Source organism: Acidimicrobiales bacterium (assembly GCA_036378675.1).
Lineage (GTDB): Bacteria > Actinomycetota > Acidimicrobiia > Acidimicrobiales > Palsa-688 > DASUWA01.
On sequence record DASUWA010000062.1, the window covers coordinates 32,532 to 56,395 of the forward strand.

The following is a 23,864-nucleotide window of genomic DNA, read 5'->3' on the forward strand; positions in this document are numbered from 1 at the left end:
GTGTCGTCCCAGGATGCGGTGGGGGTCCGAGTGCAACCCCTGCGCTACGAGATCCAGCTCTGAAACCTGTTTGGTGGCACCTCTAGCCAACGTCGTCACCCTCGTGGAGCAGGCGGTCTAATGCGTCAAGGGGTATGGATACCCAATCTGGGCGGTGAGCTCTCTCGTAATCGAGCTCATACAGCGCTTTATCCAGCTCGTAGGCGAGAAGAACGGCCGCCGACGACTCCGGCGGGGGCATCAGGGCCTCCACCCCCTTGGTGTCCCGGTAGCCGTCCAGGAAGGCCTGGCGGTTGTGGGCATCCCAGGCCAGGGCGAGGCCGTCCAGGCTCTCCACCTCCGTTTGAGCCCGTTCCGCCAGCGCATGACGTGTGGCGTAATGGAATGAGCGGAGCATCCCGGTGATGTCCTTGGCCGGCGATGCGTACCCGACCCGCGCGGAAAGATCTCGCCCCGGCTCGCCCTCGAAGTCGAGCACGTACCACCCGGTATCGGTGCGCATCACCTGCCCGAGGTGGTAGTCGCCGTGGACCCGCACGAACCGACCGGGATCCTTTAGCTGAGCCAGCCGGCCCAGCAGAGGTTCGGCCGCGGCGAGAAGATCCCGATCCGCCGCCTCGCTTGCGGAGCGAAGCCGTCCGGGAAGGGTGTCGACCAACGATCGCCAAAGCGCCTGGGATTCCTCGGTCGTGGCGAACCCGAATCCCTCGACCAGCGCGCGGTGCATCTCCGCGGTCATCCTGCCCAAGCGGGCTGCCTCCGCGGCGAAGTCGCCGCCGGCGTCGGCGGGGCCGAGGATGGCCGAGTTGTACAGGTCTCTGAGAGACGTGAGAGCCAGGGCCCAGCCGTCGGTGCCGCCGGCGAGAAACTCCTGGCCGAAGGCGAGGTCGTAGCCGTGATCTCTCCAGATGACCAGTGGGGCCGCAACGTGGTCGAAACCAGCCTCGGCGAGGACCGCCGTCACCTCGACATCGGGGTTCCTGCCGGGATGGAGCTTTCGGAACAGCTTGAGGATGATCTTGTCGTCGTACACCAGCGACGTGTTCGACTGTTCGGCGCTGATCGGACGGGCGAACGCGGCCTCCTGGGATCCCCCGCTCGCGATTTCAAGAAGCACTTTGGCGAGGTCCGAGTCGAGGGTCGCGTCATAGAAGTACGACTGCTCGATCGCCCCGAGCATCGCCTCTTCGCGACCGTGCAGGAAATCCGCTCGTTCGCCGGCGGGGCGCTCTCCGATGACCAGCTGGTAGCGGTCGTCGCCAGCAACCGCGATGGCGTGCCAGAGCGCGCGGAGCCCTTCGTCGTCGCCCCACAGACGGCCGGCCCACTCGAGGTCGACCTTCTCGAGGGCCGGACCCGAATGGCCCGCATACCAGCGCTGAGCTTCCAGGTGTGCGGGAACCAGCTCCATCAATCCATCTGGCAATCCATCTGGCAACCCAGCCGCCGATCCAGCCGGAAGTTCGCCCATCACACACCTCCCGCCGCATCGACGAGCTCGAACCAATAGAAACCGTATGGGGCCAGGGTCACGAAGTAGGGCAGCTCGCCGATCTTGGGGAACGGCACGCGTCCTAGCAGCTCGATCGGAACCTTGCCATCGAAGCGCTGCAGCGGAAGTTCCGCCGGCTGCGCGAAACGGGAGAGGTTGCAGACGCACAGGACGATGTCGTCCCCCGCGTCGTCCGCCTCGAGTGTGGGGATCTCTTCGTCTTCCGCTGGTTCCCTCGGACCGGTGCGCAGATACGCGAGCACTGAAGGGTTGTCGACGGAAAGCACCTCGAACGTTCCCGAGCCGAAGACGGGGTGCTGCTTGCGTACCTCGAGCATCCGCTTCATCCAGTGCAGCATCGAGCTCGGGTCGCGAAGGTGGGCTTCCACGTTGACGGCCTGGAATCCGTACACCGGATCCATGAGCGGCGGGAGGTACAGCTGCGCGAAGTCCGAATGGCTGAACCCCGCGTTCCGGTCGGGCGACCACTGCATGGGAGTGCGAACGCTGTCGCGGTCGCCGAGATAGATGTTGTCGCCCATTCCGATCTCGTCCCCGTAGTAAAGAACGGGCGAGCCGGGAAAGCTGAAGAGTAGAGAGTGGAGCAACTCGGCGACGCGGCGGTCGTTGTCGACCAGAGGAGCAAGGCGCCTGCCTATGCCGATGTTCCTCTTCATGCGCGGGTCCTTGGCGTACTCCGCCCACATGTAGTCGCGCTCTTCGTCGGTGACCATCTCGAGGGTCAGCTCGTCGTGGTTGCGGAGGAATATGCCCCACTGGCAACCCGGCGGTATCTCCGGTGTCCTGGCGAGAATTTCGGTGATGGGGTATCGCTGCTCGCGGCGAACTGCCATGAACATTCGCGGCATGAGAGGGAAGTGGAAGCACATGTGGCACTCGTCGCTGCTGCCGAAGTACTCCACCACGTCTTCGGGCCATTGGTTGGCTTCGGCAAGGAGAACCCTCCCCGGGAACAGGGAGTCGACTTCCTTGCGCAACCGCCGCAGGTACTCGTGAGTCTCCGGCAGGTTCTCGCAGTTGGTTCCTTCACGTTCGAACAAATAAGGCACCGCGTCGAGCCTGAACCCGTCGAGTCCGATATCGAGCCAGTAGCGAACCACGTCGAGCATGGCCTCGGCCACCTCGGGGTTGTCGTAGTTGAGGTCGGGTTGGTGCGAAAAGAACCGGTGCCAGTAGTACTGGCCTCGCTGGGCGTCGAAGGTCCAGTTCGATTTTTCCGTGTCGACGAAGATGACGCGGGCATCGCGATACTCGTCGTCCTCGTCGCGCCACACATACCAGTCGGCCTTCGGATTGGTCCGGTCCTCGCGCGACTCCAGGAACCAGGGGTGCTGGTCCGATGTGTGGTTCATCACCAGGTCGGCTATTACCCGGATCCCCCGCTTGTGCGCTTCCTCGACCAGTTCGACCGCGTCGGCAAGGTCGCCGTATTCGGGAAGTACCGTCCAGAAATCGCTGATGTCATAACCCCCGTCGCGCAGTGGCGATTGGTAGAACGGGAGAAGCCAGAGGCAGTCAACGCCGAGCCATTTCAGGTAGTCGAGCTTTGCCGTGATACCGGAGAGATCCCCTGTCCCGTCGTCGTTCTGGTCGTAGAAGCCGCGCACGAGGATTTCGTAGAAGACCGCGTACTGGTACCACCTCGGTTCCGGTGCGGCGAACGGGCTGATCATCGCGGAAGGGTCATCGCGGGAGGGCCGTGTAGCTCGAGACCATTCAGATGGCGGTCGCGGTCCCGGGAGCCTCCACCGCGGAGGTTATGTCGAAAATGTGCGCCACCCGGTACGTCGGGTCGAGCCGAATGTATGGGTTGCTCCCGCGCCACTCGTAGGACTCGCCCGACAACTCGTCGACGACCGTGTACGGAACACCGAACGGAACGCCGAGAGACCAGATGTCGACGAGCGCTACCTGGGCGAAGTGCGGATCGAGGTTGACGACGGTAAGGACAATGTCATCTCCGTCGTCCGACACTTTCGAGTAGGCGATGATCTGGGGGTTCGTCGTGTCGTGGAACTCGATCGAGCGCAGTCTCTGTAACGCGGGGTGACGCCTCCGGACCCGGTTGACCAGGCGCATCAAGGGTTCGAGGCTCCACGGCTGATCGAACTCGCGGACCTTGATCTCGTACTTCTCCGAGTGAAGGTACTCCTCGTTCGTGTCCGAAGCAGGCTCGTTCTCGTAGAGCTCGTACCCGCTGTAGACGCCGTATGACGGGCTCATCGTCGCGGCAAGAATGAACCTGAGAGCGAAGGCTGCTGGCGGACCGTTGCGGAGGGGTCCGGACAGGATGTCTGGGGTGTTGGGCCAGAAGTTGGGCCTCATGAAGTCGGCCTTCGGCCCGTGAGCAAGCTCCTCGAGGTACGCGCGGAGCCCGTCGGGGCCGTGCTGCTCGGTCCTCCAGGTGAAGTAGGTATAGCTCTGGCTGAAACCCACTTCGGCCAGCTTGGCCATCACCTTCGGTCGGGTGAACGCCTCGGCCAAGAACACCACCTGCGGATTTGCCTGCTGCACCTCGGCGATCAACCATCTCCAGAATGCGACGGGCTTGGTGTGAGGATTGTCGACCCGGAAGATGTTCACCCCCTGGGCGATCCAGTAGTCAACGATCCCCTTGCAGGCCTCCCACATGGCGACCCTGTCCTTCTCCTTCGGAGGCCAGAAGTTGAGGGGGAAGATGTCCTGGTACACCTTCGGCGGGTTCTCGGCACAGGCGATCGTGCCGTCGGCGCGATGGTGGAACCATTCGGGGTGCTGGGTGACCCACGGATGGTCTGGTGAGCACTGGAGGGCGTAGTCGAGAGCGACCTCCATTCCGTTTTCCTCGGCCACCGCGACAAGCCGGTGGAATTCGTGAAGGGTTCCCAGATCGGGGTCGATCGCGGTGTGACCACCCTCCTCGGAACCGATCGCCCACGGGCTTCCCGGATCGTCCGGCCCGGCTGCGAGAGTGTTGTTGGGACCTTTGCGAGCCGTGTGCCCGATCGGGTGGATGGGGGGCAGGTACAGGACGTCGAAACCCATCGCGGCGAGATCGGGGACCCGCTTGGCGGCGCCGTCGAATCCGCCGTACGAGCGGGGAAAGAGCTCGTACCAAGCTCCGACCAGCGCGCGCTCGCGGTCCACCCACAGCTGGTGCGGTTCGGACCGGGTGAGATCGGCGGCCTTCTCGGCGTCCACCGGACCGTCCTTCTGCGACCAGCCCTCGACCACGATCCAATGCGGGCCGATCCCCTCGGGTACGACGTACCCCTCCCACTCGTCGTTCCCGAGCGGAGTCATCTCAGTGATCACGACGGGTTTCTCTGCGGTGTGAGTGCCTTTCTTGTTGGACGGCGCCTCGTTCAACAGGATTGCCCTGGCCGCGATCGGGTCATGACCGTCCTTGAACACCACCGCGGTGATCCTGACCTTCTCGCCGACCACCGCCTTAGCGGGGAAGCCGGTCGGGGTCCTCGGACGGATGTCATCCACGACAAGTCGGCCAATCACGGGTATCACGCTACGTTGCTCGACGACCACACGATGGCGTTACCCACCTGGCCGGGGTTTCGGTACCGTTGCCCGCCATGAGGGCCCTGCGAAGCTTCACGGTGAGGTCCCGGCTCCCCGAAGCGCTCATCCCGCTTCAAGACCTCGCCTACAACCTGCGCTGGTCGTGGGAGGACCGCACCAGGGACCTGTTCCGCTGGGTAGATCCGCAGGTCTGGGAATCGACCTTCCACGATCCCGTCCGGCTGCTCAGCCTCGTAGGCAGGCACCGCCTCGAGCAGCTGGCGTCCGACCCGGGTTTCATGGGACTGCTCGGCGAGATGCACGCCGACCTTCAGAGGTACCTCGAGGCCCCCCGCTGGTTCCAGAACCGGCAAGCCAGCCCGCTCCGGGGGGTCGCGTACTTCTCGCCCGAGTTCGGCATCGCCGAAGCCCTCCCCCAGTACTCAGGGGGCCTCGGCGTCCTGGCTGGGGACCACCTGAAGGCGACGAGCAGCCTGGGGATCCCCCTCACGGGGATCGGCCTCATGTACCGGCTCGGGTACTTCCGCCAGCACCTGAACGCCGACGGGTGGCAGGAAGAGCGCTACCCGGTTCTCGACCCCCACGGCATGGCCCTCGAACTCGTCGATGGGGTCAGGATCCAGGTCGACCTCGCCGGCGCGGAACTCGACGCCCAGGTGTGGCTGGCCCAGGTTGGCCGGGTTCGCTTGTACCTGCTCGACGCCGACGTCGACTCGAACGACGACGAGCTCCGCGCGGTGACCGACCGGCTGTACGGCGGCGGGTCCGAACATCGCGTCCGGCAGGAGATCCTGCTGGGCGTGGGAGGGGTTCGCGCGCTCGAAGCTCTCGGCGTCGAGACCCAGGTGTTCCACACGAACGAGGGGCACGCCGGGTTCTTGGGTCTCGAAAGGATCCGGAAGCTGATCACAGAACAGGGTCTGAGCTGGAACGAGGCGATCGAGGCGGTGAGGGCAGGCACCGTGTTCACGACCCACACGCCCGTGCCGGCCGGCATCGACCGGTTCCCGAGAGAGTTGATCGAGCAGTACTTCTCCGCGTGGGCGAAGGAGTGCGGGGTCACTATCGACACCCTTATGTCGCTCGGGCACTTCCCGGACGAGCCGGCCGATGCGCCTTTCAACATGGCTGTCATGGGGCTGCGGCTCGCGGGCCGTTCCAACGGCGTGGCCAAGCTTCACGGCAAGACCAGCAGGGAGATGTTCCAACCTCTCTGGCCGCTCGTTCCGGTCGAGGAGACTCCGATCGGCTCCATCACCAACGGCGTTCACGGGCGTACCTGGGTGTCGTCTCAGATGGGCGACCTGTACTCCAAGTACGTGTCGCCGGCGTGGGACGAGGCTGGACCCGAGGAGTGGGACCGGATCGACGAGGCCCGCGATGACGAGCTGTGGCGCGTCCGTGAACAGGGTCGTGAGGCGCTGGTCAGCTTCGTGCGCGATCGGCTTCGTTCATCGTTGTACGACCGGGGCGTTTCGGTCACCGACGCCGAGTGGGTCGACGAGGTGCTCGACCCTCGCTACCTGATCGTCGGTTTCTCCCGGCGGTTCGCGACGTACAAGCGGGCAACTCTGCTGCTGTCTCAACCCGAGCGGCTGCGAGCACTGCTGCTGAACGAGCACAGGCCGCTGCAACTCGTGTTCGCGGGCAAGGCTCATCCGGCTGATGACCTTGGCAAGGAGATGATCGCCCAGATAGTGCGGTTCTCCCGTGACCCGGCGGTCCGACACCGCATCACGTTTATAGAGGACTATGACATCTCCGTCGCGCGGCTCATGTACCAGGGAAGCGACGTTTGGCTCAACACGCCTCGCCGCCCGATGGAAGCCAGCGGGACCAGCGGCGAAAAGGCCGCACTGAACGGTGCGCTCAACTGCTCGATCCTCGACGGGTGGTGGGACGAGATGTTCGACGGGACGAACGGTTGGGCGATCTCGTCGGCCGAGGGCATCGCCGATCTCGCGCACCGCGACGAAATCGAGGCGAACAGCCTCTTCGAAGTTCTCGAACGACAGATCGTGCCGCTTTTCTACGACCGCGCCGGAGCCCGGTTCCCGCGCGGATGGATAACCCGCATGAAGGCGTCGATCCGCTCGCTCGGCCCCAAGGTCATGGCCTCGAGAATGATCCGCGACTACCTACAGGAGATGTACGAGCCGACCGCGCGACAGAGCGACGTTCTAGCTGCGAGCAGCTTCTCTCGGGCCAGGGAGCTTTCGGCCTGGAAGCAGAAGGTGCTGGCCGCCTGGCCGAACGTCAAGGTCGTGGACGTCGATGCGGACGTCGCCGCCGCACCGGTCGACCTCGGCGGCGAGCGTGACGTGACGGTCGAGGTGATCCTCGGGAATCTCACAACCGATGACGTCGCGGTTGAGCTCCTTCACGGGCCCGTCGCCCCTGGGGACGAGCTCTCGTCTGTTGAGGTGGTGAGGCTGTCCCTCGAGAGCCCGGTTTCGGGCGCCTCCACTGGAACGCTTCGGTACAAGGGAAGTTTCCGCTGCGACACCGCCGGCCGTCACGGCTACACGGTCAGGATCGTTCCGTCACATCCGGACCTCGGCTCGGCGCTCGAACTGGGATGTGTCGCCTGGGCGTAGCTGACGTGCTTACTCGGTGGTGGTCAGGAGCTCGTCGGCCGCCGTGTAAGGATCGATCGTGCGGTCCAGCAAACGGTCGCGCACGGACCTGAAGGTGTCGCCGGACTCTACGGCTCGGAGCTTCTGCTCGAGCTTCGAGAGCAGCACGCGCCGGAACTCGCCGAGGATCCGATCTTTTCGACGGCGTTCCAGTTCGCCGCTTGCGATCAGGTAATCGCGGTGTTCGGCCAGACGCGCCCACAGCTCCTCGATTCCTGCGCCGGTTGACGCGTCGGTAAGAACGACCGGCGGACGCCACTCTCCCATGGTTCCGTCCATATCGAGCATCGTCTCGAGGTCCCGTCGGGTCTCGGCGGCGCCCGGACGATCGGCCTTGTTCACGACGAAGACGTCGGCCACCTCTAGAAGTCCCGCCTTGCTCGCCTGGATCGCGTCGCCCCAACCGGGGTTCACCGCAACGATCGTGGTGTCCGCCTCGCCGGCGATCTCTACTTCGACCTGGCCGACGCCCACCGTCTCGACCAACACGATCGGCATGCCGACGGCTACGAGCAGGCGGATCGCCTCCGGGGCCGCGAGGGCCAGACCGCCTAGGTGGCCCCTCGACGCCATCGAGCGGATGAACACGCCATCGTCGAGCGCGTGCCCCTGCATCCGGATCCTGTCCCCGAGGATCGCGCCGCCCGAAAACGGCGACGAGGGGTCCACCGCGAGTACGCCAACCTTTTTCCCAGAATCCCTGACCGAGGAGATCAACCGATCGGTGATCGTGGACTTCCCCGCCCCCGGAGCGCCCGTGATCCCGAGCACGTGCTCGTCGCCGCCCGTCTCAGGGAACGCCAAGCGCCCGATCACGCGTGCGGGCTCTCCGCCACGCTCGATCATGGAAAGGAGCCGCCCCACGGCCACCCGGTCCCCTGCCCGGGCCGAGGTCAGCAACGAGGCCGGGTCGCGCGACTCACGGCTGCGGGCCGGGCCGGCGCTATCGCTGCCCGGGCCGGAAAGTTTGCTCTTGGGCTCCATGCCGGGCACCAGTATGTCGGGCGGCGTGCTCGCAACCCCATCGGTAGGCCGATCGGTAGGCCCATCGGTAGGCCGTATCGGTAGGCCCCATCGGTAGGCTCAGCGAAGTGCGAGAACACGTCGATGCCGAGAGGGTCGTCTCCCTTACGAGCGAGCTGGTTTCGGTCGACACTCGAAACCCCCCCGGGAACGAGGCACCCATCGAGGAGACGGTCGTCAAAGCACTGTCCCACCGGCACCCGACCTGGACGCGGATCGAGCCCGAGCCGGGCCGAGTTTCGCTCATCGCGGAGGTGCCCCATCCTGAAGGGCGTCGCACCGACCGACCCGTACTGATCGTGAACGGCCATCTCGACGTGGTGCCCGTCAACGCGGCGGCATGGTCGCACGACCCGTTCGATCCTGTTCTGCAAGACGGCAAGCTCTTCGGTCGCGGTACCGCAGACATGAAGGGCGGGATCGCGGCGGCGATCTGCGCGCTCGACACCTTGGAGAAAGCGGGCGTGTCGCGGGCGTGCGAAGTGTTGTTCCATTTCGTTGCCGACGAAGAACGGGGCGGAAGGGTCGGCACCCAGGCGTTGCTCGAACAGGGGTTCATACGTGGCGACGCCTGCCTCATCCCTGAGCCGACCGACCTCCAGATCTGCGTCGCGGAGCGAGGCCTGCTCCAGGCGTACATCAAGGTCGAGGGCCGGCCGGGACATGGGAGCCGCCCACGCGAGGGCGTCTCTGCGATCGAGAACGCCGCCAAGCTTGTCCTGGCCCTGCACGCGGCGGACTTCGGTGATCCCGAGCACCCGCTGCTCGGACGCCCGACCGCGAACATCGGCACGATCGCCGGCGGCACCACCTTCAACACCGTCGCAGAGACCTGCACGATCGGAATCGACCGGCGCCTCCTTCCCGGCGCCACCCTTGCGAGCACGGAAGATGGCATCCGCAAGCTGATCGACGCCGCAGCCGTCGCGGACCTTCGTTACGAGTTCGAGGTCGACATGTTCGGGGAGGCCAGCGAGATGTCGCCGGACGATCCGTTTGCAACCCTCGTCGGCGAGGCCGTGGCCAAAGCAACCGGCTCGGTTCCGCAAACGATCGGAATGACCTTCACGACCGACGCCCGGTTCGTCCGCAACCAGGCCGGGACACCTGCTGTCGTGTGCGGACCCGGGTCGGTGTCGCAGGCCCACGGCAACGACGAGTACGTGACGGTCGAGTCTCTCGTCTCCGCGACCGCGGCGTACGCAGAGCTGTACGCGATGTTCGGCCGTTAGACCGTCCACCAGCCGACCCCCCGTCGAGCCGCGTCCCGTCCACCCGTCGTCCCGGTTTGTTTGCGATTGTGCACCTATTAGGTGCCAAATCGCGGGAAAAGGCACCTGAAGCGCGCTAACCACTCGGTCAGCGCTGAAATGGCCCCCCGCTACCCGCTACCCGCTACCCGCTACCCGAGGAGGCCGGTCTCGCTCAGCCAGTCGACGACGATCGCGGCCACGGCTTCATCGACCCCTCGCAACCCGTGGTCCTTCCCGTCGATCCATCGATGGGTCACCGGGCCGGCTATGGCCTTCGTGGCCGTCTCCAACTCACTCGGGGACCCGAACTGGTCACGGGTCCCAGAAACGAACAGGCAGGGCACGTTGAGGGACGGGAAATGCTCGTCCCGGACGCGGTCCGGCCTGCCCGGAGGGTGGAGCGGGTAGCTGATCAGGACCAGCCCGACGGCGTCCAGGCCGCCCGCCACGGCCATGGAGCACACTCGCCCACCCATCGACCTCCCGCCCAGAACAAGCCTTTGAGCCCGTTCGGCGAGCATCGCGGCCTCCTCCGCCACGGCCGCCAGAAGGACCGGCGGACGGTCGGGCGCTTTCTTTCCGGCCTTCCTGTAGGGGAAGTCCATCCTGACCACCTCTGCGCCGGCGCTGGAGACTCGTTCGTCGATGGCCACGAGCGCGGACTGATCCCGACCAGCGCCGGCGCCCGGGGCGAGGAGAAGCCCGAGCCGGGCCTTACGGCGCCTGGCTGCTGTCACACGATCGAACGGAGGAGGTCGTGCAACGTCGCCGCCTCGGCGGCGATCGCGTCGTCGTCTCCGTCCGACTCGAGCGCGGCGGTGAGCGCGTGGATGCTCTTGATCACCCGCAGCCAGAACACCTCGTTCATCCCAACGGGGGTCGGGCCGTCGACCTCACCCGCCCAGTCGAGAGCGTCGGCCCGTCTCTGCGGGTCCTCGGGGTCGGAAGCGAGACGCCCCGCGGCGTTGAAGAGCTCCTCGATGGCGTGGTACCGGACTTCGTCCGAATCGTCGTCCTCGTCCTCGGGCTCGAGCCCTCCAACGAGCGAGAACAACGCCTCGGCCTCCGCTTCGCGCGACGAATCGAGGACCAGGTCACGGTCTTCCCACTCGTAGACGATGCCGTTGTCATCGAGGAGGAGACTCAGATGGGCGCGCTGTTCGGGGAGCCATTCGGTGAGCTCGTACACGGTCCCCACCGCAAGGCGTGCGGATCGAGCACCGTCCGCCACTCCGCCAACGGGGCCTATAGCGCTTGTCTGGATCGGGTTCGGAGCGACCGACGCAGCGTGCTCACCCGGCCCGGACTCAACCGATCCCGGCTCAACTGGACCGGACTCGATCGGCGCAGGCTCAACCGGCCCAGGCTCGATCGGCGCGGGCCCGGTCGGCGCAGCGGGCTTTTCCGGCAGGGGCACCGACTCGAGAAGCTTGCTGAGAACACCCGCCTGCAGCCTGATCTCCTCTTCGAGCGCCTCGTCCGCGCCGAGGGCGGTTAGAAGCCTCCGGGTGACCCGTCCGATCGCCGCCCACGTCTCTGGGTCGACGCCGTAGAAGTCGTCACCGATGAAGACCGCCGCCGATGCTTCGGCCACGTCGGCGTCGGCTTGCATGTCGGTCGGGTCCCCCCGCAGGCGCTTCGCAGCGTCGGCGAGCAGCGCCACCGAGGCGGCCGTGTCGAAGTCAGGAGTTCCGGACCGCGGCTCCCAGCCGTCCTCGCCGAGCGCCTCAGCACCTCCATAGTCGTCGTCATCGTCTTCATCGCCGTGCGAGGAAGTGGCCATTAGCTCGGCGACGAGATCGTCAACGCGCTCCTCGTCCTCGGCGGTAACGACGAGCTCGTCCTCCTCGAACCGGTGAGGGATAGTCAGCGCGTTGAGGTACTCGATGAGCCTTCCACGGTCACGATTACCCCAGGCCCCGAGGCGGTAGCCGACCTCTTCGTCCTCGTCTCCCGCTTCGAGCTCGGGCAGCTCCGACGCAACCAGTTTCTGGCGGCACGAGTGGCAACGCCCACGGCCGTGGACTTCGTACCCGCAGTTCGGGCAATACCAGATCCGAGCCACGTAGGGATTGTGTCAGGCGGCGGGGGTTCGTTTGGGGAGGATCGGGGCGTCCCGCCCGGTCTGTTCGCGGCCGGTGGGCGCGACAGCAGGTTTGGAGGCCACCGAACTGGCGTTGATCTCGTGGTATTCCTCCTCGACGTTCACGGACCACACGTCGTGGTCGGCGCCGAGCAGGTTCTCCACGGTCAGCATCGCCGTGTACATCGAGTGGTCCTGGTTGTTGTAGCGGTGCATCCCGTTGCGACCGACCAGGTACACGTTCGCAGCGTTGGATTGGAGCCAGTCGCGGATGGTTTGGACGTTGTCCTTGTAGTCGACGTCGTAGTACGGGTAGGCCTTGGGCATCCGAACCACGTACCCGCCTTCGACGTCGCTGGGGTTGACCAGACCGAGGCGACCAAGCTCGGTTTTGCCGCGTTCGATCAGCACCTCGTCGGGAGCGTTCCAGTCCTTGTCGCCTTCTTCGACGGTGTATTCCAGGCCCAAAACGTTGCGGCCGTCTTTGACCAGATACGGCGACCACGACCCGAAGTTCTGGATCCGCATGGTCTTGACCTGGGTGTCGTGAATGTAAATCCAGTTGTCGTCCCAAGGCACACTCGCCGCGGGAACCACCAACGCGACAGTGAGAAAGTCCCGGTAATACAACTCCGACGCGGCGCGGCGCACGCGATCCGGTGCGGGTGGATCCATCGACTCGACAAGCTGAGAGATCGGCATCGAGGAGATCACCGCCGACGCCGGATACTCGGTGCGCGCCCCGTCGGTCTCGCCGACCACGCCAACCGCCTGACCGTTCCGATGGCGAATCGAACGCACTCTGGTATCCATCAACACCTTCGTCCCTGCCGCCTCCACCAAGTCCCGGCAGCGCTCCCACATCATCCCCGGACCCAACTTGGGATACTGGAACTCCTCGATCAGCGAGGTGACATCCTTCTGGTTGCGCCTGGGCAACACCGCGTTCACGATCGCCGTGAGCAACGACAGATTCTTTACTCGCTGCGCAGCCCAATCCGCCGGCATCTCCGACGGCGAATGGCCCCACACCTTCTCGGTGTAGGTCTTGAAGAAATGCCGGTACAGCCGCCACCCGAAACGAGCCGCCAGCCAGCCCTCGTACATGTGCTGGTCCTTCGGTCGCCGCACCCGTGCCCACACGTACGACGCCACACACAAAAACGCCTCCACCAGCCCCAAGTTGCGAAGCGCGTTCGACGCCCTCAACGGGTAGTCGTAAAACTTCCCCTTGTAATAGATCCGGCTCTTGCGCGGGCGAAGCATGAACTCCTGATCCGGCAAGATCTCATGCCAAAGATCCTCAACCGGGGCCACCTTGGTGAAGAACCGATGGCCGCCGATATCGAAACGCCAGCCATCGCGCTCCACCGTCCGGCTGATACCCCCCACAACACTGTCGGCTTCCAGCACCGTGCAACGCCGCCCCGCTTTCGACAACTGATACGCCGCAGTAAGCCCAGCAGGCCCCGCGCCGATCACAACCACCTCGTCTGCGAGGCCCTGCACAGACTCACTCAACCGCGAAATCCTCCAATCACCACAACACTCAGCACGACACTCACCACGACACTCACCGGCACACGCAGGTCACAGGGGGCACCGGCGGAGACCCGCAAGGACCAGGCCTCTCGAAAACGCCTAACCGTCAGTATCCCACCCGTACCCCGACGGCTTCCAGCCGCGGCCACCCCACTCACCCCGTCATATCGAGTAACGGATCAGGTTCTCGTACTCGTAGTACACGCTCCCGTTCTGCCTGACGACGGTCGGTCCGGGCGCGCGGAGAAGGTCGAACCAGCTCTTCAGATATCCACAGTCGCCGCCCAGGCCGGGATAGCCGTCCCTCCACACCAGCCACAGCGTGTGGTCGGCGCCGAGCCGTGACAGCGCTTCCTGAGCGAACGTCTCCACGTCCGTTCGAGAGATCACTTTGCGGTAGTCCACCCAATCGACTCGCTGCGGCCCGAGAGCCCTCGGGAAGGTGATCTGAATCACGCCAGGCACGGTAAGTAGGCGGTCGACCGCCGGTCCGAGTTGGTCGGGGCAGTAGACCACGACGTCTCCGGTCTGTGCCTGCGCATTGAGCACGGCCGCGACGTGGCTCGCTTGGGTCCGGTGCTGCCTGTTTTCGCCGTACCCGGTGAGGAGGCCGGCAAGACACAGCACGGCGATGCACCCAACACGGAAGCGGCGCCCCGGGATGACAGCTATCCCGGCCGCGACGACCAACAAAAACAGCGGGAGGACGACGGCCGTGTACCTCGCCACGAACGCGGCATGGGCCACCGCGCCCAGGATCACCGCGATCGTCAGAGTTCCGAGCGCCATGAGCACCAGCGGGGCCATGCCGGGCCGCGGGCGGAGCTCGATGACCACCGCCGGTCCCGACTGAACCTCCCTCACGACCCCGTCGGAATCGGTCACCGAAACCCTCGTACCGGGGACCGCTGTACGGCCGAAGACCCCCACGAGGAACAGGGCGAACGTGGCGAACATCAGGAGCATGCCCCACGACCCGGGTCCCGAGTAGTCGCCAAAGAGCCCTAGTAGGTCTCCGGGGCTCGCCGCGCTCGTCCACGGAGTTCCGGTGTGCATCGCCTGGTAAGCGAATACCGGCGCCCACGGGAGCCAGGCGAGAGCCCCGAAGCCGATGGCCCGCAAGGCCAGTCGACCAGCCCCGAAGGGGCTTCGGCGTGCCCTCCAGACCAGCCAAGCCGCCGTCACCAGGACGAGGTACAAGCCCCAGTAGTGGGTGTACAGGAGCGCCTCGGTCACCATACCGAGCGCGATCAGCCGGCCACGGCTGGGCTGTTCGAGCGCTCTCTGGAGGGCGAGATACCCGAGTACGGACAGCAGGATCATCATCGAGTACATCCGGGCGGCAGTGGCGTAGTTGATCGCGAACGGCGAGGTGACGCCAAGGAAAAAGGTCACCCAGGCGACGGTGCGGCCCCCTAACCGCCGGCCGGCAACCCAGAACAGCGGAAGGCTCGCCACTGAGACGAATCCCGAAAACGCCCGCACCGCGAAATCGCTGGTTCCGAAAGGCTGCATCCAGAAATGCAGCAGCACGTAGTAAAGCGGAGGCGCGCCGTCGTGGCTGAGCGCTCTGGGGATGTCCGACAGCGGGAGACTGGCGATGTTGACGCTTATGGTCTCGTCCAGCCACATCGGGCTCGGTGCCCAAAATCGCAGCACCACGCCGGCGAGGACCGCCAGCGACCCGGCGGCGATCAGCCCCCGGTGCACCCTCGATTCGGTGCCAAAGAGGGTTTCCCGAAACCCGCCGACCAAGGTGGAGGTGGCAACCCCAGTGGCGGTCACGGACCTACACGCTACTGATCCCAGCCTCGCGCCGACATGTCGGGCCGCTACATTCGGTCCCGTGGGTGTAAGCGACGACCGCCGGCCGCAGGCACCGGACCGAAACCTCGCCATGGATCTCGTGAGGGTGACCGAGGCGGCCGCTATGGCTGCTGCCCGCTGGATGGGCCGGGGGGACAAAGACGGCGCAGACGCGGCCGCAGTAGACGCGATGCGGATAGTCCTCGGTGGAGTACCGATGGACGGCGTGGTGGTGATCGGGGAAGGCGAGAAGGACGAAGCGCCGATGCTCTACAACGGGGAGCGAATCGGCGACGGAACGCCGCCTGAGGCGGACATCGCAGTCGACCCGATCGACGGCACGACCCCCACCGCGCTCGGCCGGGGGGGCGCCCTGTCGGTGATCGCAGTCAGCGATCGGGGGACGATGTTCAATCCAGGGCCGTGCGTTTACATGGAGAAGTTGGCCGTCGGGCCGGAGGCCGCCGGAAAGGTGAGTCTGGAGCAGTCGCCGACTGACAACATCCGCGCCGTGGCCGAGGCAAAAGGCGAATCGGTTCGCGACGTTACGGCGATCATTCTCGATCGCCCGCGCCACAAGGAGTTGATCGAAGAGGTCCGTTCGACGGGCGCACGGATCCGCCTGATCACCGATGGCGACGTCGCCGGCGCGATTGCAACCGCGTGGCCCGATTCAGGGGCTGACATCCTGTTCGGCGTTGGAGGAACTCCGGAAGGCGTGATCGCTGCCGCATCATTGAAATGCATGGGCGGCGAGCTCCAGGGACGGCTCTGGACCCGCGACGACGCCGAGCGACAGTCCGCGATCGACGCGGGTTACGACATCGATCGGGTGCTGTACCTCGATGACCTGTGTCGCGGAGACAACTGCTTCTTCGCCGCCACCGGCATAACCGATGGCGAGTTGCTGCGTGGAGTCCGGTACGACTCTCGAGGAGCCACAACGGAGTCTCTTGTGATGCGGTCCAAGTCGGGGACGGTTCGCCGGATCGTCGCCAATCACCGAATCAGGAAGCTCGCCCAGTACGCGTCCGTTGAGTTCGAGTAGCCGGCCTGATCCAAGCGCTGCGCGATTCGTAGAACCCCGCGGGACCTATAGCAGTCACGAACGGATCGTCCCATCCGGCTTCGGCCGCGGCGGACTCGAGTTGGGCCAGGAGATGCCCCCCGGTTCCTTCGCGTCGCCCGTCTGGCACCACGAACACCGCCGCATGAGCACCCGCGGGGCTTCGCCACAACGCGCCAGTCCCGAGCATCTCGTTGCCGCGATGAGCGGTCAAGACGATCGGCTGGGGCACCGATGAATCAAGCGCCTCTGCGATCTGAGTCCAGGAGCTCTTCGCTTCCTCGTCCGCCTCGATCGCTTGGAGTGCTAACGGGTCTGGTACCCGCCCCTGCGTGATGCGAACGGCAAGCCCGCCAGTTCCGACAACAGCCGGGGGACCCAAGCGTGCGTCGGCGAGCGCCTTCCAAACCCTGCCGCGTGTTTCTTCGAGGATCACCACCCGATCGAAGTCCGCTACCGCGGCGTAGCGGTCAAGACTCTGAACCGCTGACGCGATCCGGTTTTCCTCGATGCCATCGGCCAGCGTGACATGAGGCACCCACGGCCACGAGAGCGGCCTTTCCAGCGGCGAGCGGAACACAGCGTCACGCAGCTGACGCAAGCGCTCAATTTCACCGCCTACTTCAAGGAACAGGACCGGGTTGTCCGGAAGGAATGTGGCAGGAGGTCCGAGGGTGATCCGCAGCAGGCCGGCCTGGACCGCGGCAGCCGAGCGAAGGACCTCGAGCCCGGCGGCCAGGTCGGCCGATCGCACGTTCACGGGAGGGATCAGGGTCAGATGCGGAGACACTCGCTGGAGCCAGGGGTCGCCAAGCGCCCTTCGCAGGCCCTGCACCTCGTCTCTGACCGGCGGGTCCAGGACGAGCGCTACTCCGAGGCGCCGGCGGGAGGGCATACCGCAGAGGTTCGCGCAGCCACCGCCTTACCTGCCCGCCCGCGGGGCGACGCTGTCTTAGACTCGTCGTGTGACCGAGGACCGCGAGCTGTTCGACATCGTCCGGAGGGAGGAGGAGCGGCAGAATACGACACTGCAGCTCATAGCCTCTGAGAACTTCACCTCGCGCGCGGTTATGGCAGCTACGGGTTCGGTGCTGACCAACAAGTACTCCGAGGGTTATCCGGGCAAGCGCTACTACGGCGGCAACTACGTCATCGACGAGGCGGAGGACCTGGCCCGCCGTCGCGCGTGCGAACTGTTCGGCGCCGAGCACGCCAACGTGCAGCCGCACTCGGGGGCGAACGCCAACCTCGCCGCCTATCTGGCGGTACTCGACACCGGGGACACGGTTCTCGGGATGAGGCTCGACCAGGGCGGGCACCTCACCCACGGGTCGCCGGTCAACGTGAGCGGCCGGCTGTACAACTTCGTCTCGTACGGGGTGACGGAGAGCGATGAGCGCCTCGACCTCGACCAACTGGCTGAGCTGGCGGAACAGCACCAGCCGAGGATGATCGTCGCCGGCGCAACCGCCTACCCGCGGATCATCGACCCGGCTCCTATCAAGAAGATCGCTGACAGTGTCGGAGCCCTGTTCTTGTTCGACGCTGCACACGTCGCCGGTCTCATCGCCGGCGGGGTTCATCCGAACCCGGTCGGTATCGCCGACATCGTGACGTTCACGACGCACAAGACGTTGAGGGGACCGCGCGGCGGAGCGATCCTGTGCAACTCCAACCTGGCTCAGGCGATCGACAAGGCAGTGTTCCCGGGCCTACAGGGGGGACCCCTGGAGCACGTGATCGCGGCGAAGGCCGTTGCGTTCAGAGAAGCGGCGCAACCCGAGTTCAAGGAGTACGCGGCTCAGATAATCCGCAACGCCCGGGCTCTCGCAGAAGGCTTGGCGTCAGAGGGCTTCCGGATCGTCTCCGGAGGGACCGACAACCATTTGATGCTCGTCGACCTCCGCAGCTTCGACCCGGATTTGACCGGCAAAGTTGCCCAAGAGGCTCTCGACAAGGCAGGCATCACCCTCAACAAGAACACCGTCCCCGGCGATCCGCGCACACCGTTCGTGACATCGGGGCTTCGCATCGGCACGCCGGCGGTGACAACCGCCGGGATGCGCGAACCGGAGATGGCCGAGATCGCGGCATTGATCAGCCGGGTGCTGCGCACGCCGGACGACTCGACCGAATTGACGGCGGTGCGCGACGAAGTAGCCGTGCTTTGCTCTAAGTTCACTCCATATCCGTAGATAAGCGTTCTGTAGCGCGTCACCCCTAGCCACCAGGAGTTTTACATCACCGGCTACCGGGACTACCTCATTGTCGGCGCTGTCGCGGCGGTGGTCACTTTCGCCGCAACCTTCGTTGTACGACGGCTGGCGGTGCGTTTCGCGATCATCGTTCTTCCCGACGAGCGCCGCGTGCACGAGCGGCCCACCCCGACCGTCGGTGGCGCCGCGATGTACCTCGGGCTGCTCGTCTCGATCGTCGTGGCGTCGCAGATCCCCGGGCTCAGTCCTCTGTTCAGGGGAAGCTCGGATCCGATCGGGCTGGTTCTCGCCGCATCAGTGATTTTCACGGTCGGGATGGTCGATGACCTCCGGGAGATGTCTCCTCCGGCGAAGCTGTCAGGGCAGATCGTCGCTGGAACGGTTCTCTACCTCTTCGGTATCAGCATGCTGTACTTCCGGGTACCGTTCGCCAGCACCACGCTGGTGCTGTCGGCCGACCTGATACCGGTGATGACGGTCCTGTGGGTGGTCGGGATGGCCAACGCGGTCAACCTGGTCGACGGGTTGGACGGGCTGGCCGCCGGGATCGTCGGTATCGCCGCCGCGGCGTTCTTCGTGTACTCCCACCAGCTGGTTCACACCGGGACCATCGCACCGGAGACATCGGGGCAACTGCTGTCGGTGATCGTCATAGGCGTCTGTCTCGGGTTCCTGCCCCACAACTTCCATCCCGCGAAGATCTTCATGGGCGACGCCGGGGCGATGCTCCTCGGGTTGCTGATGGCCGCTTCGACGATGTCTGTGGTCGGCCAGACCGACCAGGACTTCAGCGGCCGCACGTACTTCTTTTTCGCACCGGTGCTGATCCCATTCTTCATCCTGGGGATTCCGATCCTCGACACCGCCTTCGCCATCTTTCGCCGTGCGGGCCGCAGGACCAATCCGGCGGTTGCGGACAAGAACCATCTGCATCACAGGCTCATGCGGCTGGGTCACGGTCAAACCAGGTCGGTTCTGATCCTCTGGACGTGGACCGCCTTGCTGTCGGGCCTCGTGCTCTACCCGTCCTTCGTGAATGGTGCCCTCAGCATCGTGCCGATCGGCGCGATTGCTTTGGGCGTGGCGCTCTACACGCTGTTCGGTGTGAGAGGCCGCGGAGCGGCCACCCAAGTCCGATAAAGGGCTTGGCTAGTGAACCGGTTCTCCGGTAGCGGTCTCGAGCCTCGCCTGCGCCCAGCGCAGCGCAGCGTCGGCCTCTGAGTCGCCGTCGTCGCCGGCTGACGACAGCCTCTGCTCCGCCTCGGCCCGGTCGCGCTCGGCGCCGGCGCGGTCGATCTCGGACGCCAGCTCTGCCACGTCGGCGAGCATGATCACCTGGTTGTCCTTCACCTCGACGAACCCTCCCGAAACCGCGAGACGGATGTCGGGCTCACCGGAGCCCTCCTCGCTTCCCTCAGCCGCGGGGCCGACGATCCGGACCAGCCCGGCGTCGAGCGCACCGATGTACGGCATGTGGTTGGCCAGAAAGGCGATCTCCCCGTCGACCGAGCGGCACACGATCATCTCGGCGTACCCGGAGTAGAGAGTCCGGCTGGGGGTGACCAACTCGAACTTGGTGGTCGCCACGCCGCGATCAGCCTTCCTGCTGGAGGGTGCGGGCCTTCTCCAGAACGCTGTCCACGCCGCCGACGTTCAGGAACGCCTGCTCGGGTACCTCGTCGAGGTCGCCGTTGACCAGAGCCTCGAACGACTCGACGGTTTCCGAGACGGGGACGTAAACCCCTGAGAGGCCCGTGAACGGCTCGGCAACGAAGAAGGGCTGCGAGAGGAACCGCTGGATCTTGCGGGCCCGGGCCACGGTCACCCGGTCGTCTTCGGAGAGCTCATCGAGACCGAGGATGGCGATGATGTCCTGGAGCTCGCGGAAACGCTGGAGGATCTCCTGCACGCGCCGGGCGACGTTGTAATGACGCTCGCCGACAACTTCGGGAGCGAGGATCGTTGACGTGGAAGCGAGAGGGTCGACTGCCGGATAGATGCCGAGTGCGGCGATCTGGCGGGAAAGCTCGGTAGTGGCGTCCAGGTGGGTGAACGTGGTGAACGGCGCCGGGTCGGTGTAGTCGTCGGCGGGAACATACACCGCCTGCAGCGAGGTAATTGAGCGACCTCGAGTCGACGTGATCCGCTCCTGCAGCTCTCCCATCTCGTCGGCGAGGGTCGGTTGGTAACCCACTGCCGACGGCATCCGCCCGAGCAGCGTCGATACTTCGGAACCGGCCTGCACAAAGCGGAAGATGTTGTCGATGAACAAGAGGACGTCCTGGTTCTTCACGTCGCGGAAGTACTCGGCCATGGTCAGCGCGGAGAGGCCAACCCGCAGACGTACGCCAGGAGGCTCGTCCATCTGCCCGTAGACCAGAGCGGTCTTGGAGATGACCCCCGATTCGGTCATCTCGAGCCACAGGTCGTTGCCCTCGCGGGTGCGCTCTCCAACGCCGGCGAACACCGACACACCGCCGTGCTGGTCGGCGACCCGGCGGATCATCTCCTGGATCAGGACGGTCTTGCCCACGCCGGCGCCGCCGAACAGGCCGATCTTGCCGCCCTGCACGTAGGGCTCGAGCAAGTCGACGACCTTGATCCCCGTCTCGAACATCTGGGACTTCGGCTCGAGAGCGTCGAACGGCGGTGCCGGGCGGTGTATCTCCCAACGGTCGTCGGGCTCGCCTATCTCCGAGACATCGAGCGGGTGGCCGATCACGTTGAAAACGTGGCCCAGCACCGCGTCCCCGACCGGAACCGTAATTCCCTTGCCGGTGTTGACGACCGCGGTCCCGCGGCGCAGGCCGTCGGTCGGCCGCAGGCAGATGCACCGCACCCGGCCCTCGCCGATCTGCTGCGCGACCTCTGCGGTGATCAGCTCGCGGTGTCCCTCTATCTCGATCTCCAACTCCACGGCCTGATTGATCTCGGGCAGAGCGCCCGGAGGGAATTCAACGTCAACGACCGGGCCTGCGATCGCAACGACCCTGCCCTCGGTACTCTCGATCTTCGCGTCCTCGGCGACGGTGCTCATGCTGCTGCTCCTGGGTGTCAGGCCGACTCGGCGGCGGTTTCAAAGATGTCGTGCGCGGCGCTACCACCCGGATCTGAGCGGGATTGGCGAAGTGCCTCTGCGCCACCGACAATCTCCATGATCTCGGTGGTGATGGAATCCTGGCGGGCCCGGTTCATGACCCGGCGAAGGTTTTTGATCAGCTCGTCGGCATTGTCGGTGGCGGCCTTCATCGCTCGTTGGCGCGACGCCTGCTCGGACGCCGCCGATTCGAGCAGCGCTGCGAGGACCTCGGCGACCAGCCAACTGGGCAACAACCGGTCGAGAATCTCTCCGGGCTCCGGCTCGAACTCGTAGTCGGTCTTGTGACCCGGCACCTCCCGGTGATCAGCCGTGGCGACTGTTTCAACATCGGATCTGACCAGCGGAACGAGCTGCCTGACCGTGGCCACCTGCGAGCCGAGCGAGACGAAACGGGTGTACACCAGCTCGATCTGGTCCAACTCGCCGGCTTCGAACGGCTGCATCACCGCTGTGACCGCGCGGCGCGCGTCGGCGTAGGTGGGCCTTTCCGACACGCCCGTGATCGAGGTGATGATGGGGAAGTTGCGGCGCCGGAAGTGGTTGTCCCCCTTCTTCCCGAACGGAACGAGCTGCACCTCCCTTCCGGCCGCCCGATGCTCGCGCACCATTCGCTCAACTGTCCGGATTATCTGGACGTTGTAGCCACCCGCGAGACCCCTGTCGGCGGTGACGAGAACGATCGCCACCCGTTGAACCGCCTCCACCTCCCGGAAGAGCGGATGGGTAGCGGCGTCCGGCGTGTCGGCGAGGTGCTCGACCACCTCTCGCATCTTGCTGACGTAGGGACGGGCAGCTGCGATGGCCTGCTGGGCGCGCACGATACGTGAAGCTGCGATGAGCTCCATTGCGCGCGTGATCTTCTGCGTCGATGCGACGCTTCGGATCCTTCGCCTGAGTACCCGTTCCTGGCCGCCGGCCATGTCTTTTTTCCGGCTCCTTCTAGCTCGCGCCCGGCTCGGACGGGGCGAACACCTTCTTGAAGGCGTTGATCGCTTCGTCGATCTTCTCGGTCGCGGGCAACTGCTTGCTCGTCCTGATCTCCTGGAGGAGCTCCTCATGGCTCGACTTGATATACGAGATGAGCTCCGCCTCGAAACGGCGGACATCGCTCACCGCGAGGTCGTCCACGAAACCGTTGGTCGCCGCATAGATCGCTAGAACCTGCTCCTCGACCGGCACCGGCTGGTTCTGCGGCTGCTTCAGAACCTCGGTTACGCGGTAGCCCCTGTCGAGCTGGGCCTGCGACACCTTGTCCAGGTCGGAGCCGAACGCGGCGAATGCCTCGAGGTCCCGGAACTGCGCCAGGTCCGTCTTGAGGGTTCCCGCTACGGAGCGCATCGCCCTGATCTGGGCGTTGCCACCCACGCGCGACACCGAGATGCCCACGTTGATAGCGGGCCGGACCCCTGAGTAGAAGAGGTCGGACTCGAGGTACACCTGACCGTCGGTGATCGAGATCACGTTGGTCGGGATGTACGCGGAGACGTCGCCGGCCTTCGTCTCGATGATCGGCAGAGCGGTCAGGGAGCCGCCGCCCTTCGCGTCGGAGAGCTTCGCCGACCGCTCCAGCAGCCGGCTGTGCAGGTAGAACACGTCGCCCGGGTAAGCCTCACGCCCCGGCGGCCGCCGCAAGAGCAGCGACAGCTGGCGGTACGCCTCGGCCTGCTTGGAAAGGTCGTCATAGACAACCAGCGCGTGCTCACCGTTCTCCATCCAATGCTGCCCGATTGCAGATCCCGAGTACGGAGCGAGGTACTTGAACGGCGCCGGCTCTGACGCAGGAGCGCTGACCACGACCGTGTAGTCGAGCGCACCGTTCTCTCGGAGCGTGTTGACGGTTTGAGCGACCGTGGAGCCCTTCTGGCCGACCGCGACGTAGATGCACTTCACGCCCTGGCCGCGCTGGTTGATGATCGTATCGATGGCAACGCTGGTCTTGCCGGTCTTGCGGTCACCAATGATCAGCTCGCGCTGACCCCGGCCGATGGGCGTCATGGCATCGACGGCCTTGACGCCGGTCTGGAGCGGCACGTCCACGGGCTGGCGGCCAGCCACGCCCGGGGCAACTGACTCGACCGGGCGATAGGTGTCGGTCATCACCGCGCCCTTG

At 65.4% G+C, this 23,864-nt stretch carries 18 protein-coding genes; 5 read left to right on the top strand and 13 right to left on the bottom strand.

The features are described from left to right. Positions 1-82 precede the first annotated feature (82 nt). The 3 genes from VFZ97_19180 to VFZ97_19190 are packed head-to-tail and all read right to left on the bottom strand — an operon-like array spanning position 83 to position 5,005. Complete coding sequence (locus VFZ97_19180; protein HEX6395563.1) at positions 83-1,471, bottom strand: phosphotransferase; 1,389 nt, start codon at positions 1,469-1,471, stop codon at positions 83-85. Further along, entirely contained in the window at positions 1,471-3,186 is a 1,716-nt protein-coding gene (gene treS / locus VFZ97_19185; GenBank protein ID HEX6395564.1) for a maltose alpha-D-glucosyltransferase, read from the bottom strand. Before treS ends, VFZ97_19180 begins: the two co-directional genes overlap by 1 nt. A 43-nt stretch (positions 3,187-3,229) precedes the next feature. Continuing rightward, positions 3,230-5,005 (bottom strand): maltotransferase domain-containing protein, encoded by a 1,776-nt coding sequence (locus VFZ97_19190; protein ID HEX6395565.1) that lies wholly within the window; start codon positions 5,003-5,005, stop codon positions 3,230-3,232. A gap of 77 nt (positions 5,006-5,082) precedes the next feature. On the opposite strand from VFZ97_19190, the gene glgP reads away from it, so the two are divergent. Beyond that, a complete protein-coding gene (gene glgP / locus VFZ97_19195; protein HEX6395566.1) occupies positions 5,083-7,626 on the top strand; it encodes an alpha-glucan family phosphorylase in 2,544 nt (847 codons plus the stop codon). Positions 7,627-7,635: 9 nt separating this feature from the next. On the opposite strand, the gene meaB is transcribed toward glgP, so the two are convergent. Next, positions 7,636-8,649 carry a methylmalonyl Co-A mutase-associated GTPase MeaB gene (gene meaB, locus VFZ97_19200; GenBank protein ID HEX6395567.1) on the bottom strand — a complete coding sequence of 338 codons (1,014 nt, stop codon included), beginning with the start codon at positions 8,647-8,649 and terminating at the stop codon, positions 7,636-7,638. Positions 8,650-8,756: 107 nt separating this feature from the next. Here meaB and VFZ97_19205 point away from each other — a divergent pair, with 107 nt between their 5' ends. Then, complete coding sequence (locus VFZ97_19205; GenBank protein HEX6395568.1) at positions 8,757-9,920, top strand: M20 family metallopeptidase; 1,164 nt, start codon at positions 8,757-8,759, stop codon at positions 9,918-9,920. A gap of 170 nt (positions 9,921-10,090) precedes the next feature. Here VFZ97_19205 and VFZ97_19210 read toward each other — a convergent pair whose 3' ends face one another. The 4 genes from VFZ97_19210 to VFZ97_19225 all read right to left on the bottom strand — a co-directional run bounded on the left by VFZ97_19210 (position 10,091) and on the right by VFZ97_19225 (position 15,351). Beyond that, positions 10,091-10,678 carry an alpha/beta family hydrolase gene (locus tag VFZ97_19210; protein HEX6395569.1) on the bottom strand — a complete coding sequence of 196 codons (588 nt, stop codon included), beginning with the start codon at positions 10,676-10,678 and terminating at the stop codon, positions 10,091-10,093. Beyond that, positions 10,675-12,006 carry a hypothetical protein gene (locus VFZ97_19215; GenBank protein ID HEX6395570.1) on the bottom strand — a complete coding sequence of 444 codons (1,332 nt, stop codon included), beginning with the start codon at positions 12,004-12,006 and terminating at the stop codon, positions 10,675-10,677. The genes VFZ97_19210 and VFZ97_19215 overlap by 4 nt, the downstream gene beginning before the upstream one ends. 12 nt (positions 12,007-12,018) lie before the next feature. Then, a complete protein-coding gene (locus VFZ97_19220) occupies positions 12,019-13,545 on the bottom strand; it encodes an NAD(P)/FAD-dependent oxidoreductase (GenBank protein HEX6395571.1) in 1,527 nt (508 codons plus the stop codon). Between the two features lie 183 nt (positions 13,546-13,728). Further along, positions 13,729-15,351: a glycosyltransferase family 39 protein gene (locus tag VFZ97_19225; GenBank protein HEX6395572.1), complete on the bottom strand. Its 1,623-nt coding sequence runs from the start codon at positions 15,349-15,351 to the stop codon at positions 13,729-13,731. A 61-nt stretch (positions 15,352-15,412) separates the two neighbouring features. Between VFZ97_19225 and glpX the strand changes: the two genes are divergently transcribed. After that, the gene (glpX, locus tag VFZ97_19230) at positions 15,413-16,420 is read left to right on the top strand and encodes a class II fructose-bisphosphatase (GenBank protein ID HEX6395573.1); all 1,008 of its coding nucleotides are present in this window, start codon (positions 15,413-15,415) and stop codon (positions 16,418-16,420) included. On the opposite strand, the gene VFZ97_19235 is transcribed toward glpX, so the two are convergent. Further along, positions 16,380-17,333, bottom strand: a complete 954-nt coding sequence (locus VFZ97_19235; GenBank protein ID HEX6395574.1) for a 2'-5' RNA ligase family protein — start codon at positions 17,331-17,333, stop codon at positions 16,380-16,382. The genes glpX and VFZ97_19235 overlap by 41 nt on opposite strands. A 70-nt stretch (positions 17,334-17,403) precedes the next feature. Here VFZ97_19235 and glyA point away from each other — a divergent pair, with 70 nt between their 5' ends. Together glyA and VFZ97_19245 are read left to right on the top strand one after the other, a co-directional pair. Further along, positions 17,404-18,633 carry a serine hydroxymethyltransferase gene (glyA, locus tag VFZ97_19240; GenBank protein HEX6395575.1) on the top strand — a complete coding sequence of 410 codons (1,230 nt, stop codon included), beginning with the start codon at positions 17,404-17,406 and terminating at the stop codon, positions 18,631-18,633. A gap of 90 nt (positions 18,634-18,723) precedes the next feature. Beyond that, complete coding sequence (locus VFZ97_19245; protein HEX6395576.1) at positions 18,724-19,794, top strand: MraY family glycosyltransferase; 1,071 nt, start codon at positions 18,724-18,726, stop codon at positions 19,792-19,794. Between the two features lie 9 nt (positions 19,795-19,803). Here the strand turns inward: VFZ97_19245 and atpC are convergent, their stop codons facing one another. From atpC to atpA, 4 genes are all read right to left on the bottom strand, one after another. Then, positions 19,804-20,241: an ATP synthase F1 subunit epsilon gene (gene atpC / locus VFZ97_19250; GenBank protein HEX6395577.1), complete on the bottom strand. Its 438-nt coding sequence runs from the start codon at positions 20,239-20,241 to the stop codon at positions 19,804-19,806. A 7-nt stretch (positions 20,242-20,248) separates the two neighbouring features. Then, on the bottom strand, positions 20,249-21,691 hold the full coding sequence (gene atpD / locus VFZ97_19255) for a F0F1 ATP synthase subunit beta (protein ID HEX6395578.1): 1,443 nt from the start codon (positions 21,689-21,691) through the stop codon (positions 20,249-20,251). A 17-nt stretch (positions 21,692-21,708) separates the two neighbouring features. Next, positions 21,709-22,674, bottom strand: a complete 966-nt coding sequence (locus VFZ97_19260) for a F0F1 ATP synthase subunit gamma (protein HEX6395579.1) — start codon at positions 22,672-22,674, stop codon at positions 21,709-21,711. 19 nt (positions 22,675-22,693) lie between these two features. Further along, positions 22,694-23,864, bottom strand: a 1,171-nt coding sequence (gene atpA, locus VFZ97_19265) for a F0F1 ATP synthase subunit alpha (protein ID HEX6395580.1), incomplete at its 5' end; no start/stop codon positions are given.